The following is a 17850-nucleotide window of genomic DNA, read 5'->3' on the forward strand; positions in this document are numbered from 1 at the left end:
CGCTATGGTTTATACAAATAGCTCACTAATCGCTTATACTAAACTCAGTCCAAATCACTCAGGGCAGAGAACACACGCTATCGACCGTATTTCACCTCACTGCGTTGTGGGCCAGTGTACTGCTGAGGGACTGGGTGATTGGTTTTACAAATCATCTACTCAGGCATCATCAAATTATGGTATAGACAAGAATGGCCGAATCGGTATGTATGTCGAGGAAAAGAACCGCCCTTGGTGCACTTCCAGCAATGCTAATGACCAGCGCGCTATCACAATCGAATGTGCCTCTGATAAAACAGAACCTTATGCCATGAATGACAAGGTCTACGAAAGACTTATCGAGCTTTGCACAGACATCTGCAAGCGTTATGGCAAAAAGAAACTCTTATGGTTTGCAGATAAGGACAAGTCCCTGAATTACAGCCCTGCTACTGATGAAATGATTATCACGGTACACAGATGGTTTGCAAATAAATCCTGTCCGGGAAATTGGCTGTACGCAAGACTTGGTGATGTTGCATCAAAGGTAACTGCTGCTCTTGAGACAGTTGAAACACCTAACACAGGACTTCAGACTACTGCCTTTAAGACTCTCACCGAGGAACAGGCTGCTGCAAAAATTGGTGAACTCTGCAAGGCTGATATGAAAAAGACTGGTATCCTTGCCTCAATCTCTGCGGCACAGTTTATTCTTGAATCCGGCTATGGAAAATCTGAACTTGCCCAGAATGCCAATAACTGCTTTGGTATGAAGTGCTCACTTTCCGGTAACACTTGGTCTGGCTCAACATGGGACGGTACAAGCAAATACACCAAGGAAACCAAAGAAGAATATACCGCCGGAACGCTCACTACTATCACAGCTGAATTCAGGAAATATCCTTCTGTTGAAGCATCAATTGCTGACCATTCTGCTTATTTGCTTGGTGCGATGAATGGAAGCAAGAAACGATACGATGGACTTGCTGGCTGCACTGATTACAAAAAGGCTGCACAGCTTATTAAGGATGGTGGCTATGCTACAAGTTCAACCTATGTATCAAAGCTCTGCTCCATTATCGAGCGTTTCAATCTTACGCAATACGATGCAACAGAATCATCTGAAAAAATCGTATGGTACAGAGTTCGTAAGTCTTGGTCTGATAGTAAGAGTCAGCTGGGAGCCTACAAGATACTGGACAATGCCAAAGCCTGTGCTGACAAGAATCCGGGATATTATGTATTTGACTCATCTGGAAAGAAAATCTATCCTGCCAAAAACACATCCACTTACAAGTGTCCTTTCTTAGTAAAAGTTTCAATTCCAGACCTTAACATCCGCAAAGGCGCCGGAACCAATTATAGCAAAGCCGGGTTTTATACCGGCGTTGGTGTTTTCACAATTACAGAAGTGAAAGCCGGCGCAGGCTCAACTAAGGGCTGGGGCAAGTTAAAATCCGGTGCAGGCTGGATTTCGCTGGACTTCTGCACAATTCTATAGCCATCAATATCTTTGACCCGTGGGTACTCTACAGTTGAGTATCTACGGGCCTTTTTCTGTTATCTGCAAGGTGTATCAAGGGTATTTTCCTAACTTTTATATAGGCTATATTTTTTATCCCTATACAAAGTTTATATATACATATTGATAGACCTTGTCATTTCTAAATATTTTACCGCTCAAATCATCTGCAAATCTCCAGTGGAAAGTGAAGAACTAAGATTTGGAGGTACTATCATGCAGGCAGAAACCAAAACTGTATTACAAACAACTGACATAGCAGCACACTTGAAGGCTCCTGCAAAGCCTTTGACTGACATAGAAATCCAGCAGGATTACGACTACTTTATGGCACAGGAAACTGCAAATATGCTCCTATCCGCTGGACTTATTTCCTTGGTGGAATTCAACAAATTGACTCAGATAAACCGCGACACATTCTCTCCGATGCTCCGTGAGATTATGCCCAAAATCACTTGATAAATGTAGCGTTTAGAGTGATGTATATACACTGACGAAGGAGGTGAATTACCGTGAAGAAGGTGACAAAAATAGATAAAATACAGCCTTCCAAAGTAGCAAAGAAAAAGCTCCGTGTTGCAGCTTATTGCCGAGTTTCTACGGATTCTGATGCCCAGCTTGAAAGTCTGGAAACTCAGAAAACACATTATGAGAATTACATCAATTCTCGTGATGATTGGGAGTTTGCAGGTCTTTATTTTGATGAAGGTATCACCGGAACCAGAGCAGACAAACGTCCAAAGCTTATGCGCCTCATTGAAGACTGCAAGGCAAAGAAAGTCGACTTTGTAATCACAAAATCTATCAGCCGCTTTTCCAGAAATACAACAGACTGCTTGGACATTGTCAGAACCCTTTTGAACCTGAATATTCCTGTTTACTTCGAAAAAGAAAACATCAACACCGGCTCAATGGAAAGTGAACTATTCCTTTCCATCCTAAGCGGGGTGGCCGAAGGAGAATCCACTTCTATTTCTGAAAATAACAAGTGGGGAATAAAAAAGCGCTTTGAAAACGGAACCTACAAATTAGGGTATGTACCTTATGGCTATCGCTGGGAAAATGGAGAAATCATTGTTGACCCAGAGCAGGCGGTAATCGTAAAGCGTATCTTTTCTGAGCTTCTTGCAGGCAAAGGAACAGATGCTATCGCCAAAAACCTGAATACAGAAAATGTACCTACCAAGAAAGGTGGTCGCTGGACTTCTTCCAGCATTCGAGGCATTCTTGCAAATGAGAAGTACACCGGCGATTGCATTTTTCAGAAGACCTACACGGACAGCAATTTCAATAGGCATAAGAATGATGGTCTGCTCGACCAGTATTATGTAGCAGACCACCACGAAGCAATTATCAGCCATGAAGATTTTGATGCCGCTGCTGCACTGATAGAACAACGTGCAAACGAGAAAGGTATCAAACGCGGAAGCAATAAATACCAACAGCGTTATGCTTTTTCCGGCAAAATCATCTGTAGTGAATGTGGCGACACCTTCCGCAGACGAATTCATACCAGCACTTATGTAAAATATCCTGCTTGGGTCTGCAACACGCACTTAACTGACACCAGCAAATGCACAATGCTTTACTTAAAGGATGATGATATCAAGCTGGCTTTTGCAACAATGATTAACAAACTAATCTACTGTCACAAGCTGGTCTTGAAACCTTATCTTGAATCGCTGCAGGCGAATACAAGTGATAAAGCATTGCTTCGCATCCAGCAGTTAGAAACCTTACTGGAGCAGAATGCCGAGCAGCGTGAAACCTTGCATAAGTTGATGGCTCAAGGATACATTGACCAGATTCTTTTTACGCAGGAGAACAACGCATTGCTTACTCAGGCAAATGACTTCAGAAGCGATATTGAGGCTCTGAACCGCTCCGTGACAGGTGATACCTCAAAGGTATATGAAACAGAGCGCCTGATACACTTCTGCGAACGCGGCGAAATGCTGCTGGAATACAGCGAAGATTTATTTGAACTATTCGTTGACCACATCGAAGTTTACAGTCGACAGTCAATCGGATTTGTACTTCACTGTGGTCTTACTTTTAAGGAGAGAATTTGATGGGACATACACCTTATGGCTACCGAATCGAAAACGGCAAAGCAGTTATTGATGAAGCTGCTGCCACACAGGTTCGTGAGCTTTACAAGAATTATTTATGCGGTCTGTCACTCACCAATGCTGCAAAGGAAGCCGGGCTTGGCTTGCTTCATTCCGGTGCAAAAAGAATGATGCGAAATAGTCACTATCTTGGTGATGACTTCTATCCGGCAATCATTGACAAGGAATCCTTTGATGCAGTTGAAGCTGAACTTAGCAAGCGTTCCACAAAACTTGGACGCAATGACCGCTACAATGCACCAAAAGCAAAAAGGCCACCTACAGCCTTTCGACTTGGTGACATTACAGAAAATTATGACAATCCAATCAGGCAGGCCGAGTACTTATACAGTCTGATAGAAAGCGAGGTTATTTGATGGGAAATGTTATGGTCATCCCTGCAAGAAGGCAAGTTGGAAATACAGCCAGACAGCAGGATGCAAAGCCTAAGCTCCGAGTCGCGGCGTACTGTAGAGTTAGTACCGACAGCGATGAGCAGGCTACAAGTTATGAAGCTCAGGTTGAACACTACACAGAATTTATTCAAAAGAACCCTGAATGGGAATTTGCAGGCATATATGCTGATGATGGTATTTCCGGTACCAACACTAAAAACCGTGACGAGTTTAATCGCATGATTGAAGATTGCGAAGCCGGAACCATCGACATGATTATTACCAAGTCCATCAGCCGATTTGCCAGAAATACGCTGGACTGCTTGAAATACATCAGACAGCTCAAAGATAAGAATATCCCGGTATTCTTTGAAAAAGAAGCCATCAACACGATGGACGCCAAAGGTGAAGTCCTGATTACAATAATGGCTTCACTGGCCCAGCAGGAATCACAATCCCTTAGCCAGAACGTAAAGCTGGGATTACAGTTCCGCTACCAGAATGGTCAGGTGCAAGTAAACCACAATCATTTTCTTGGCTACACCAAGGATGAAGAAGGAAACCTTATCATCGACCCGGAACAAGCTGAAGTTGTAAAGCGCATTTACAGAGAATATCTTGAAGGCTACTCGATGGATAAAATTGCAAAAGGACTTGAAGCTGATGGTATTCTCACCGGCGCCGGTAAAACAAAATGGTGGACGAGCACCATTAACAAAATCCTTCGTAATGAAAAATACATCGGTGATGCGCTTCTTCAAAAGACTTACACCACTGACTTTCTGAACAAGACCAGAGTAAAGAACAACGGTATCGTTCCTCAGTATTATGTTGAAGGAAACCATGAAGCCATTATTCCAAAAGATATCTTCTTACGAGTGCAGGAAGAACTGGTACGCAGGCGAGTAGTAAAGACCAGCGCCAATGGCAAAAAGCGCAGTTACAGCTGCAACCACTGCTTCGCTCAGATTGTTATTTGCGGTGAGTGTGGTGAAATGTTCCGCAGAATCCACTGGAACAACCGTGGCTGCAAATCCATCGTCTGGCGCTGCCTTAGCAGGCTGGAACCTACCGGTGAAGAATGCCATGCAAGAACCGTCAATGAAACGGTATTAGAAAATGTGGTTGTTCAGGCAATAAACACGCTCCTTGGAGATAAGTCAATCTATCAGGCACAGTTACAGCAGAATATTGCTAAAGTCATCAGAGAAGCTCAAAAGAACACCGCTGATGGCATTGACGAGCAGCTGATGGAGCTTCAAAGAGAGCTTATCAAAAAAGCTAACAACAAAGAAGCATACGATGAGATTGCCGACCAAATTTTCAAACTTCGAGAGCAGCGTGAAAAATGCACTGTTGACACCGCTGCCAGAGACGCGCAGATTGCAAGAATTAACGACCTGCAGGATTACATTAAGAAGCAGCGTACCAACCTTGAATCCTTCGACGAAACCTTGGTAAAACGCTGGCTGGGGCAGATAACCGTCCGGGGCAACTATTTCACAGTGGAGCTAAAATCCGGACTAAAAATTGATATTGAAGGATAATGTCCTTAGACGCACGAAACCCTCTCAGCCATGATGGTTGAGAGGGTTATTTTTAGTTATTCATCTTTCTTTCCGCCGCGAGGATATGCCTCTTTCTCTATCCACACACGCTCACCATTTTTGATATAATGCTGCCCATGAGGTCGAACGGTATGTTCTTTTGGTGATGAACGTTCCGCCGAAGTATCTGTATCTACGTCACCAGTTAAAATTTCATCATAGCTACCATCAAAAGTGTCGCTTCCAGTCCGTGATGGTGTATAACTATAATCACCTGAACTGCTATCTCCAGAACTAGAGCGTCCACCGTTTGCTACTGCATCTGCAGCGGCTGCCAATCCAGCTACACCCACCGCCTTAACTATTCCCGTTAGAACGGGATGACGATTAGAAAAATCAACTACTGCTTTAAAGGCCTTTTTGACCGTATTTCCAAAACCTCCAGATTGCTTGATATCGAGTTTTGGATTACTTACCGGTTTTATAGTTCTTGTTTCCGCTTCTGGTTTAATTTTAGGCGTTTCTTCCGTTTCAACCTTTTCTATCGGTTCTGTTAATGTTTCTTCTTTTTTCTCTACAGTTATGCTTGGCTTCATTATCGGCTCAGGCAAGTGGATTACTTCACACGGAATAAATGGGCCATCACCAAAGTCAAATTTTTCTTTAGTTACTGGATTATAATACCAGTTTGTTGGATTTCTCCAGTTTCCGTTATGAGCCTCTAAATGCTCAGCTCTTGTAAGGAACTGAATGTTTCCGGGGTCTCCTTGATATTCCGGATACATTTCAGCGCTCTTCATATGCTGACCTTGAAATGCAACGCCATCGTCATCATAAGCTTTGCCTTTTTCAAGAATATCTTGCTGTTGTTTTGGAGTCCACTCTCTTGTTCCTTTACCTTCCTGAACAAATTCTTGTTCCTTATTCCAAGCAGCAAGTATCGCTTTATTGGATTCTGCTGTTCGTCTCGACATGGAATCAACCTCCTATGCCAAGCAAATCATACAGGTCATTCAAAAAAGCTGTGAAATCATCATAGATTTCATCATCTTCAATTCTTCCGGCTTCCTGATTATAAATAGCGATTTTTTCACCAGCTTTTTCACAGAGAATAGGGTCTCCTGATGCAAGTGCACCGATGACGATATAATCTTCACTAGGTCTGTTATTGTTATCTACATCAATTACAGGTTTATGCTCAATACCATATAACTGAATACCTGCTGGTAAGAAAAATTCTCCACCATCAGAGAACAACAGCCATTCCTTGAATTTTGTAGGAAGCTTTACACTACGCTCCTTCTCAAATTCTGATATCTTTTCTTTTGTTGTTTCTTCAAGAAAACTCATTTTCCCCTGTTCGTTGAATTTATCCACAATCAATTTTAATTCTTCGGAAATCATCTTTGTCACACTCCTTATACAATTTTCTTATTTCGATAGAACCCCTAAGTAGTTAAATAACGTATTCAGTCTTTTAATTTCTTCGTTATATATCGCTTCTTGGTCATTAAAGCTTTGTACTCCAAGTGTAGAAACTATATGCTGCTTTGTATCAGAAATCTTTTCCGCTGAAAGCAAGTGGTCTAATAATATTCTATAATCATGAAGAATATATAATGGAGACATTACTGATGCTATATCTATGTTATCTACCGATAATGAAAGTTTAACCAAAATCGCTTCTATCAGCTTAATTGATTGCCACGATGTGTATTTAGCATTTCTTTCAGAAGAATCATATAGTAGTTCATACAATTTTCTCATCTCGCTAACGTTAAACCCTTCAACAAGAATCTTATCGTAGGCATTTATAACTTCTGCAACTGCAGTCTCGGTAAAAACAACCGGTCTCTTAACCTTTTTCTCATGTTCCTGACACTCATCGGTTAAATGCGATAAATCGACGGAATGCTTTTTCTTTATGTTTGAAATAAATGCTTCTTTGTTTATCAAGATTCTTTTTTCGATTATCGGCTCACTAAATACGCATTTCATCTGGGCTTGATAGAATTCAGAATCAATCAATAAATGGTCTGATGGAACATTAAATGATTTCAATATCCCTTTTGTTTTATCATCCATATCATCGATATCGCCAAGCCACATTATCAATTTCCCATTAGTATTAAATCCAAATGGAACATTCCAGTCATACTGATACAGTCCTGAAAAATCTTTCTTTGCAATATATCCGTAGCTTTCTGAGAATATTTCCACTTCATATTCTGGCATGGCCAAGAAAAACACTAGAGCTTCCTTTTCAAAATATACTGGGGTCAGGAAACCTTTGACAGAATGCTCTTCATCGTAACACAAACCGGGAATATTGTAATAATCCCTATGGTCATAATCGTAATTTTGCTCAGTACAATATTCAAATTTTTTCTTATAGCCAGTAGGATGAAATTCACCTATAGTCTGGTTTTCCTTAACAGCAGTTCTATATGCGCCATCAATCATCTGTTTCGTATGTTCAGGCAAGAACTCATTTCCACATTTTTTACAACGCAATACAAGAATAGGAGAAAAATGCAAAATCCTACCTTCGATAGTACAAGTTAAATCTGTTTCAATAAGCTCACAACATCCATTACAGTTGGAGCACTCATCAAACCTATAGGTCTGATATTCTGTTATAAATTCATCGTATGAAGCAAAGCAACATTCCACAATTACCTCTCCTTCCATAACATCTATTTCACTGTCCGAAAATGCCCTTATTATCGAGTTGCCAGTTTTCAGCTCTTACTCAAAAATACCTGACATCTAATCTACACACTCAATTTGCGTTATCTAATCCGAGGTTACAACCTAACACACATTTTTGCAGTAGATATGTTTCCATATAAAACAACCGAGCCTTTTCAAGAGTTAGGCTTCTAATCCCAACTTCCGAAAAAGCCCGGAAATACGCCACTTTCTGGCTTTTATTTATCTTTCCTTGACATCAGTACTACCGTCTCCACATGAACAGTACCCGGAAATTGATCGACAGCGCATGCCTTAGTCACGAAATATCCGTTCTCCTGCAGAGTCACCAGATCCCTGGCAAGTGATGTAGGCTTGCAGCTTATGTACACAAGCTCCTTCACTCCATAGTTAATGATCTTTGTCAGAGCCTTTGGGTTGATTCCGTCACGTGGTGGATCAAGAACTATGAAATCCGGCTTCTCCTCTATGTCATCTATGACCTTAAGAACATCCCCCGCGATGAACTCACAGTTGTCAAGGCCGTTGAGCTCCGCATTCACACGGGCAGCCTCCACAGCTTCCTCAACGATCTCTACGCCGATGACCTTCTTTGCAACAGGCGCAAGAAGCTGGGCTATCGTTCCGGTTCCACTATAGAGGTCGAATATGACAGCATCCTTTGTATCACCCACATACGAACGAGCCTTGTCGTAGAGTCTCTCAGCGCTCTTGGTATTTGTCTGGAAGAATGAGAACGGCGATATCTTGAACTGAAGTCCAAGGACAGTCTCATATATATACTCTGTTCCGTATAGCAGATTTGTCCTGTCACTGATGACCGCATCCGCCATGGAGTTATTTTCCGTATGAAGGATTCCTGCGATCTTTCCCTCAAGCGGCAGCTCCAGCAGCCCCTTCACGTATGCATCAAGGTCGAGAGCCGCCAGATTCTGGGTGGTTGTCACCAGATTCACCAGCAGATCGCCATTTGTCGCCGAACGTCTGATAACCAGATGGCGCAGAAGCCCCTCGTGCTGCATCTTTTTGTAATATGGGAGTCCCGCCTCCTTGCAGAACTGGACAGTATATTTCACTATCTTGTTCAGATCATCATTTACTATATAGCAGTCATCCATCTGTACGATGTCGTACGTGCTGTTCTTCTTGTGAAGTCCCAGTGCCAGCGGACCATCCTTATACTCATCGCCAAATGAGAACTCCATCTTGTTCCTGTATCCCTTTGTCACAGGAGATGCAAGTATCCCCTGCCACTCATAAGGGTGAACCTCGCTGTCTATCACTCCGTCAAGGAGGCCTTTGACAAGCTCCTCCTTCACCTTGAGCTGGTTCTCGTAGCTGAGCGTCTGGTAACTGCAGCCACCGCACATACCAAAATGCGAACACACTGGCGAAGCATCCTCAAGCTCAGATTTCTCAAGAACCTCAAGGAGCCTTCCGTCCGCCTTGCCCTTCTTCAGCTTGGTTATACGGCTGCTCACTTTCTGACCTTTTATCGCACCCTTAACTGTTACTTTTCTGTCATCCATATGAAAGCTGCCCTTGTTCGGGAACTCATATGTGTCTATCACACCTTCAACTATATCGTGTTTCTTCATATCATTTTACCTGTCCTTTTCTATCAGTCTCTATCGTCATCTTAATTCTGCAACCGCTCATTGTACGGAGAGAAATCTACATATAACTCCTGCACATCTGCCTCTTTTTTGTTGACCATAAGTCTCTCCAGCAGTTCGTCTGCATCCGCCTGTCCAATAACAGATCTGTACAACTGAAGCAGCTTGAGCATATTATGATACTTCTCCATCATGGATGAGTTATAAAAATACGGCACCAGCCTTTTTATTCCAGCCACCTCAAGCTTATTATCATCTTTTTTTCTGGCAACAAGCCAGTGTGGTATAATGCCACAGTTTAATTTCTGATTGCTTTCTTCGCACAACGAAGCCTTTGCCGCTTCAAATGCATTATCCAGAAGCTTTGGTATATCATCAGAGCACATCCTGGTCTCCTCTTTATTGCCATACCATTCCATAACTGCCTTTCTCACCGCAAGACAATTATACCTGTTTATTCTTCCCTCCCTCTGTTCAAAATCAGTAGGATTGGCAGGAATAGACAAATGTACCATTCGATCCGCATAATTATGGAAATCCAGTCCCTCCTGACCTATAGAGGTCGTAGCAAATACAAATGGTGCAAATGGCGAGTTAAACGCAGCCTGAAGCTTGGATATACTATTCACTTTATCGTCGTCATTACCGCTTCCTATACATCGCGCATAGTATGTCTCTACGGGCCTTTCCGCACTTTTCTGATTATCGCCTGTCCTGGATATCTGAAGTCTGCCATCTTTTGTATGTTCATACAATGTAATATAAATTTCTGTTGCCTCATGTACATTATGTCCATCTGACAAGTATGCTGCGTTCCCTATATACTCCAGCTCTTGCAATACATACTGAAGCTTTCCTTCTTCACAGTAATCCTTTATAGACTGTCTGAGACTATCCACATCCATCTGTAAAGTGCCTCCACTGTCCCTAAGGGCAAAACCTTCTTTATTCCTTTTTATCGGCAGTCCCATCTCAGACCACACGGCAAACATACCTGACTCTGATGTCGTAAATATCTTTTCAACCGTTTTTATACCTTCATCACCACTATTACCCCGCTCCGGATTTTCTTCGAAACCAGCCACCAGGCCCAGTATTTGTTCTAATATTTGTTCTAGTATGTCCTTTGCACTTTCCTGAAAATCCTGAAGTTCTTTCTCCGTAATACTCTTATCCTGTTCCTGTTTCAATATCCACCAGATAAGTCTCCGTGTCACTTCTCGGCTGATAAGCCATGCCATAGCTCTCGGTACAACAACTCTGTCTGAGAACATAACGGTCTTGCCAAAGTTTTTGTGCTCTGCAAATGCACCTTTAAGCTCTTTCCAACCGACCACAGAAGGAACCCACAGAAGTCTGGCTGCTCCTGGATGATTCAGAAGTACATCCTCCCTTGTCATGCCATTATACTTACCAGATTTCAGCATAGAATCGATATCCAGAGATTCTATGTCCAGAATATACTCCAACACCTTCTCATAAACTCCATGCCATTCCCCTAGTGTTTTGGACATATCTTTAAAATCATCTTCAAGAATATAACATTTTGAATTATTTTTATATCTTATTTTTCCAGCGCCAACATCTTCATCAAAATTGCGTTTAATTTTATAGCCATCATCGCCGCCGGCCTGTTTGTTCCCTCGATTCATGAACGAGAGAACATATGGGATTCTCTCAGCATATGCTGTCGCTGTACCTGTACCTATATGATACCTGCCATTGCCTGTATCATATTCAACAAGCTCATTCGTATAATCAAGAAGGGCTTTAATCCCACCACATCCGATTTCCTGTTTATCAGTATCTTCAGCGTCTGTGCAGTCTTCTCTCAATTCACGTAGCACATTGATTCTCTCCATTCTGGTAAACACTGATCCCATCTGCCTCTCAAAGGCGTTTTTCTTTTCCAGAACATTTTCCTTGCTTTCTCTGTCCGATCGTGAATATTTTTCAAGTGCAGTCTTATAAGCCTCAAGGGAACTTGAAATTACAGACATACCATTTGTTCCCCCTCCTTTTTCAAGGAAGCGGCACACATCATATATACTTGCATTTTCCGTGCCTGCTGTATCGGTATCCGTCTCATCCTGATCTGCATTTTTACTCATATACATCCTAAATGGAGTTGCAGACAACATCAGAACATATGGATTTCTGTCTTCCCCATCAGACTCCTGTTCCAGAACCTTTCTTATGATACTTTCCTCATCATCTGAAGCCTGACCTATGATCTCCTTGAAATTTTGGAATTCATCCATAATAACCAGCCCGCAGTCCAGCCAGTCCATCGTGATCTCCGCAAAGCCTTTCCTTACGATCTGCCAGGTATTATAAAAGTTTTCTATTTCATATTCATCACCATTACGGCTATCCCTGATAATATTACATGCTTTATTAAACTCTTCATCACACTTACACTTGGTCATGTACAGACCCATCATCTTTTCAAAATCTTCATTTCCCCGACTTGCTTCTGCTGAAATAATTTCATCATCAGAAAAAGCCCGTATCAGTCTATACAGATATTCTCTCTCTTCTACCTTGCCCCGTCCCTTTATATCGATAGATGTCCTTTGTGTCATTGGCAATATTCTAAGTCTGGTCTTCAATGCATTGACTCTGCCCAAAGATTCATATGTGTGATCATTTCCATATACCTTATAATAATCTTGAAGTACCGCTTGAAATTCCACTTCATATTTAGATGAATTGAACTCTTTCCCCGAAAGACAACTGGCACGATTCGTCCACCCCTCGTCTTCATTTTTACCAAGTCCGAGTTTTTCCTCATTCTGCTTGGCGATATTCGTGTTGGAACATATATAAATAACATTAAAATAATAATAATCCGCTTCGTTTTTTATCTGTTCTCCAGACTTGCCGGCAATTTCCTGCTCAAGGAGTTTACACATAAGGCACCTGATGACGCCCCTCGCAATAATAGTCTTTCCAAGGCCCACCTCATCTGCAAGAAGAAATCTTCCGCTGGTACACTCTCCCATATAACTGTCAACGATCCTTCTTATAGCACGTTTCTGATAATCTGTATATTCAATTTCTGTCTTTTCTTTGCCCATAATATCCAATTTCCCCTTTTAAGCATTCGAATTGCGCCATCATATTTTCGACCAGCTTTTTATCCATACATGCAATTTCTGCCTGTTCCTCCTGTGACATACCTTTATTTCGAAGCGCATGCACTTCGTATATGGACTTCACACGATTCTTATACCCTGTTAGAACTGAATCCAGGCTTCTCTTCTCGTTTATACATCTTTGAATCAGCTCTTCTAACGTAGGAATACAATTTCTTATATAGCACTCATACTCCTTAACGCCCAGCCGTTTCCCAGAATCATCAGAGTCATTCTCCGGCTTATCTATACTGCTGTCTTTATAATTTCTGCTGCTTAACAAACCTGCTATTTTCTCATATATCAATATTCTCTGCACATCTAACAGATTATCTGCCGCGTCTGTCTCGTCTCCATCATTATCATTGGTCTGAGCACACCAGCATATATGTATGTTTGCCCGAGCGTATTCTTTGTTCTTATATTCAAGTGTCAGGATAAACTGCTGCCCTGCTTTTCTCCTGTTAAGTCCTGACCAGGATATATCAGTCTCCAGAACATCAGAATTGGGATCTTCCGATATCTCATCAGCAAATGTGATTTTTAGCAGATTCTCACTTCTTTCCGGATAATCGACAGGACATATCTTTACGGATATATGATCGTATTCAGCACTTTCATCCCTCACGAATTTATTTTCTTCTGGGATATTTCGCTTTGCTATAGATTTTTCAAAAGTAGTCAGGCCCTCATTGATCGAAGTGATCAGCTCACCGACATTATCCTTCTCTTGCGCCGTCGCAATCCCGGTCCTGCAAACGGTCAGCGTATAATTATCACTTTGGCTGAATTTCACAGCATACATCTGGCTTATCTGTAGTGCCAATTTTCTAAACTCACTATCTATATCGAGTTCATACTCTTCAGACTCAGTGCCTTGGGGTCTTTTTCTATATGTATACAGTCTATAATCTTCTTGAAAAACTGTCTTTATATAGTCATACCGCTGTTCCGTTATATCTTGAAGCTTCACCACCAGTTCTCTGTTATTTCCAAATGCTCTGTTGGAAAAATTCAGTGATCCCACATAAACCCATTGATCTTTATCTGACAGATATGCCTTAAAATGTGAACTTGATGGTTTTCTGTTTACCTGATTCTCCTCTATCTCATACACAAAGAACTGGCGGCTGTCAGTTTTGTCATCATCCTCCACTATCTGCTTTTCAGCACAACGTTCATACCCCAGCTTTGTCAGTTCATTTTCCATAGTATATATGTTAGTTTTCTTTGGGCATTCTCTCAGAAAACTTTCTGATAAAAACGGTGAAAAAATGTGATCTGCCCCTTTTAGCATATCTTTGAATTCTGTACCTGGGAAAGCTTCCCCAAATGCTGTGATCTCCGGGAGCTCATCCTTTTTAAAGTAATATGAGTCCACAGCAAGATTCTCTATTACCTCGCCTATATTACGGTTGTCGATATATGGACTATCCGATCTGCCGTTTTCTCTTTCATATCCAAGCAATCTATCTATCGCACCTGATATATCAGCTTTTGTGCCTTTCAGTTTTACATATTTGTCCCTGTCTGTTTCAGGCACGTCCTGTTCTCTGTACGCTTCAAGCTCCATACATGCAGCAAATTCCTTGTTGTGTGAATTCACCAGATTCATACTGCCTATAATCAATCGGAACAATGTATCTGCCCCCTCGGCCGTCTTATCTTTTTTCTCAAACTTCACCAGATACATTTTGGGATGGAAACTGTGATCGCGCTCTCCAAGCGAAATCGTGTAATACGCCGTAAATCGTCTTGTATACTGATACATCGTGGAGGCCGAGCTTTTGTCATAGCCATTATTACATACAAATCCTATGTGTTTCTCCATCCATTTCATGTCCTCGATACCTTTATCGAACAGCATCTTCAACCGCTCTGTGATCGACAGACTTGTACCACTGTCCATACCCTTTGCCGGTATATCCCTCATATATAACAGTGCCGACAACAATGCTTTTGCATCAATACTATATGTGCACAGCAATGCGCCCGTGGTTTCATATCCCTTTGGTGGACGAAGCTTGTCCAATAAGTATATATCCTCTATATTTTCCATATTTACTCCCATTTTATATAATTATAAAACAATTCTGATATATAATAGCTTACACACATGGTTATGGTTCCCGGATATCTGTTTTGACTTTCTGTAGGACGATACTCCCACCTGAATGTGTCTATATAATCCTCTGTGTCTTCTATATTTCTTAGATTAGTGCCTAATTTTGACGCAGCCCCCTGCACGTGTTTCTCTCTTTCCTCCACGATACTGGCAATTTTCTCTATATCACTTGTATTTATGTCTTTCTCCAATTCTATGGTTAATTTATTAATAAAATCCCAGCATTCACCTAAATCCCCGTCTTCCCCCTGACTGATAAAACTTTTACAATCTTCATATTTCTTTTTCCAGTAATTTTCTATTTTTTCTTCTTTTATTTCAGTGCTAATCTCGAAATATACTGCAATCTCAGATCTGATTTTTTCTTCATATGATTTACGTTTATCGTCATCTCTGCTGAACAGCAGCCATTTATAACTGAGCTTGGCAATATACTGGATAATAGAATATATCTGGGACTGGCGAAGATATTCATACATATAAAATCCATTATCTTTCCCTACTATACTCTCGCCATACTTGTCATACTTGTCAATTTTTTCAAATTCATAAAGATACTTACTCTTTGGTTTTATTTTTAACTCTTCAAGTAAATCTTCAAGTTTTTCATATTTGAATTTACCCTCTTTACCTTCTTTATATAATTTTGATACAGAATCTTCCCTTAGTACATCTTTTTTATTTGATACAGGTGCTAGGAAACTGGCGATAATATTTGATGTATATGAATATCTGCATATTCTATCATCATCCGGCATCAACACCCGCCTTATATAATCCAGTTTCTCTATTTCATCCAGTTTCCCCGGGCTATAGATATAGTCCTTTTCATAATCTGTAAGATCCTCTACATCTGAGCCAACTTCAACATTATCTATCACATTTTTCACAAATTTATATCGGTCTGTTTCTTTCAGTATGTCCAATAAGCATACACCATTTATCGAATACTTTTCGTCCAGATAATGCAGCATCTTCATCTTATTCTTATATTTCTTGTAAGCGCGATCCTTTGCATCATCAAAGAATCCCTTTCCTTTGCACTCCTCACGATGTTTTTCAACTATATGATGACTGATCATTCTTTCATAATAATCAACATCATCCTCTGATCCTTTTTCTTTAAGTACATGATATATGGCATTGAGATAATATATATATACAAGGTTAGGCATAAGTGTCGTACACTCTGGAAACAGTATCTCCGAGATCCTGTTATTCATCGGTCTGAGCCCCAGAACATCCTTGTTATTTGCCTCCTTAAAAAAATTGCTTATTCCCCTATCACCTTTCCCATACAAACTGCAAAAGCCAAACTCCACAAGTATCCCCCTTCCCATACTCAAAAATGCCGGACACCTACATCACAATGAAGTGCCCGGCACCAATTATACTACCTTTATATCTGCCCTATCCCCACAGATCCTCAAAAAACTTCTTCCTCTTCTTCTCCTCCGGTATGGAACATCAGCCATTTAAAGCTACCTTCGGCAGGGCTGATGCTACATGTCAAATTTTCTTCGAAAACTTGACACATTCGACTCTACCCTCGGCAGCTCATTCTGCGCAAAAAACGGCGTTCCGTGCTGGTCAAAATCAAGCAGCATATACGTTCCAATCCGGTTGTCCCTCGGCAGAGCCAGACTTCCCGGATTCACTATATATGAACCCTTGTAGCTCGTCAGGTCACGGCGGTGGGTGTGTCCATACATTACGAAGTCATATCCTTCCGTGTCGATAAGCTCCTCCAGATATGAAATACCGCTGTTCACACCATACCTGTGTCCATGCGTTATAAATGCCCTCTTATCTCCGATGTTGAATTCGTCATATATCGGGAGCTCCGGGTTGTAATCGCAGTTGCCCCTCACCATGTGGATCTCACAGTCAAACAGATCATGTATCAGCTTTTCATCTCCCTCAACATCTCCGAGATGTATCAGCATTTCCACGTCGCCAACTATATCGTGTATCTGTTTTAAGCAGCTACTCTTGCCATGAGTGTCACTTATTATCAGTACTTTCATCTATTCCTCCTAACGAGAATCCATCGATCCCACTGATCATTAACTGATTTATTCCTGATTCTCACTTACTCTCCCTGTGCGCTCTGATGACGTTCTTCATCAGTCTCAGTGCATTTCCCCTGTGACTGATCTTGTTCTTCTCCTCAGGATCAAGCTCCGCAGTGGTCTTGCCCAGCTCTGGAAGGTAAAATATAGGGTCATACCCGAAACCGTTCTCGCCGCGCTCCTCGTAGCCTATGATTCCCTCTATGGTTCCCCGCTCTGTGTACTCGCTTCCATCCGGGAACACTGCTGCTATAGCGCACACGAATCTTGCTGTCCTCTCAGGATCTGGAACCCCGGCCAGCTTGTCTATTATGTACTGGTTCTTTATCCTGTACGATGTGTCCTCACCAAGGAATCTCGCGCTGTATATTCCAGGCGCCTTGTCCATGTAATCGACCTCAAGTCCTGAGTCATCCGCAAGCACCAGGCATCCGCTTGCCTTGCTGATGGCTCTCGCCTTGATCAGAGCATTCTCCTCAAATGTCTGTCCGTCCTCCACTATGTCTATATCGATCCCAGCCTCCTTCATGGACTGTATCTCAAATCCGAGGTCAGCAAGTATCATGCGGACCTCCTTCATCTTTCCTTCATTTCCCGTTGCAAATATCAGCTTGTCCATAATAGTTCTCCTTTC

General features: G+C 41.6%; 14 protein-coding genes. 5 read left to right on the forward strand and 9 right to left on the reverse strand.

Annotated elements, in window-relative coordinates:
* The first annotated feature begins 4 nt into the window (after positions 1-4).
* The 5 genes from DW159_RS06875 (at position 5) to DW159_RS06895 (ending at position 5554) form a co-directional block, all read left to right on the forward strand.
* Positions 5-1480, forward strand: coding sequence for a glucosaminidase domain-containing protein (locus DW159_RS06875; RefSeq protein WP_117549664.1), 1476 nt, complete (start codon positions 5-7; stop codon positions 1478-1480).
* Between the two features lie 237 nt (positions 1481-1717).
* Positions 1718-1960 carry an SHOCT domain-containing protein gene (locus DW159_RS06880; RefSeq protein WP_242992635.1) on the forward strand — a complete coding sequence of 81 codons (243 nt, stop codon included), beginning with the start codon at positions 1718-1720 and terminating at the stop codon, positions 1958-1960.
* Between the two features lie 53 nt (positions 1961-2013).
* Positions 2014-3573, forward strand: a complete 1560-nt coding sequence (locus DW159_RS06885; protein ID WP_117549666.1) for a recombinase family protein — start codon at positions 2014-2016, stop codon at positions 3571-3573.
* Positions 3573-3989 (forward strand): integrase, encoded by a 417-nt coding sequence (locus DW159_RS06890; protein WP_117549669.1) that lies wholly within the window; start codon positions 3573-3575, stop codon positions 3987-3989. The genes DW159_RS06885 and DW159_RS06890 overlap by 1 nt, the downstream gene beginning before the upstream one ends.
* Positions 3989-5554: a recombinase family protein gene (locus DW159_RS06895; RefSeq protein ID WP_117549671.1), complete on the forward strand. Its 1566-nt coding sequence runs from the start codon at positions 3989-3991 to the stop codon at positions 5552-5554. The genes DW159_RS06890 and DW159_RS06895 overlap by 1 nt, the downstream gene beginning before the upstream one ends.
* Positions 5555-5610: 56 nt before the next feature.
* On the opposite strand, the gene DW159_RS06900 is transcribed toward DW159_RS06895, so the two are convergent.
* The 9 genes from DW159_RS06900 to DW159_RS06940 all read right to left on the reverse strand — a co-directional run bounded on the left by DW159_RS06900 (position 5611) and on the right by DW159_RS06940 (position 17835).
* The gene (locus DW159_RS06900; RefSeq protein ID WP_117549673.1) at positions 5611-6528 is read right to left on the reverse strand and encodes a teneurin-3; all 918 of its coding nucleotides are present in this window, start codon (positions 6526-6528) and stop codon (positions 5611-5613) included.
* A 4-nt stretch (positions 6529-6532) separates the two neighbouring features.
* The gene (locus tag DW159_RS06905) at positions 6533-6958 is read right to left on the reverse strand and encodes an SMI1/KNR4 family protein (protein WP_117549675.1); all 426 of its coding nucleotides are present in this window, start codon (positions 6956-6958) and stop codon (positions 6533-6535) included.
* 27 nt (positions 6959-6985) lie between these two features.
* Complete coding sequence (locus tag DW159_RS06910) at positions 6986-8245, reverse strand: hypothetical protein (RefSeq protein ID WP_147323107.1); 1260 nt, start codon at positions 8243-8245, stop codon at positions 6986-6988.
* A gap of 239 nt (positions 8246-8484) precedes the next feature.
* Positions 8485-9864, reverse strand: coding sequence for a 23S rRNA (uracil(1939)-C(5))-methyltransferase RlmD (gene rlmD / locus DW159_RS06915; protein WP_117549681.1), 1380 nt, complete (start codon positions 9862-9864; stop codon positions 8485-8487).
* Positions 9865-9905: 41 nt separating this feature from the next.
* Positions 9906-12962 (reverse strand): helicase-related protein, encoded by a 3057-nt coding sequence (locus DW159_RS06920; RefSeq protein WP_117549683.1) that lies wholly within the window; start codon positions 12960-12962, stop codon positions 9906-9908.
* Positions 12937-15078, reverse strand: a complete 2142-nt coding sequence (locus DW159_RS06925; protein ID WP_158547591.1) for a phospholipase D-like domain-containing protein — start codon at positions 15076-15078, stop codon at positions 12937-12939. The genes DW159_RS06920 and DW159_RS06925 overlap by 26 nt, the downstream gene beginning before the upstream one ends.
* Positions 15079-15080: 2 nt before the next feature.
* Positions 15081-16466: a hypothetical protein gene (locus DW159_RS06930; RefSeq protein ID WP_117549687.1), complete on the reverse strand. Its 1386-nt coding sequence runs from the start codon at positions 16464-16466 to the stop codon at positions 15081-15083.
* Between the two features lie 180 nt (positions 16467-16646).
* Positions 16647-17171 (reverse strand): metallophosphoesterase family protein, encoded by a 525-nt coding sequence (locus DW159_RS06935; protein WP_117549689.1) that lies wholly within the window; start codon positions 17169-17171, stop codon positions 16647-16649.
* 61 nt (positions 17172-17232) lie between these two features.
* On the reverse strand, positions 17233-17835 hold the full coding sequence (locus DW159_RS06940) for an XTP/dITP diphosphatase (RefSeq protein ID WP_117549691.1): 603 nt from the start codon (positions 17833-17835) through the stop codon (positions 17233-17235).
* Positions 17836-17850 lie beyond the last annotated feature (15 nt).

The sequence above is a fragment of the Coprococcus sp. AM14-16 genome, from assembly GCF_003434675.1.
Classification (GTDB): Bacteria; Bacillota; Clostridia; order Lachnospirales; family Lachnospiraceae; genus Coprococcus; species Coprococcus aceti.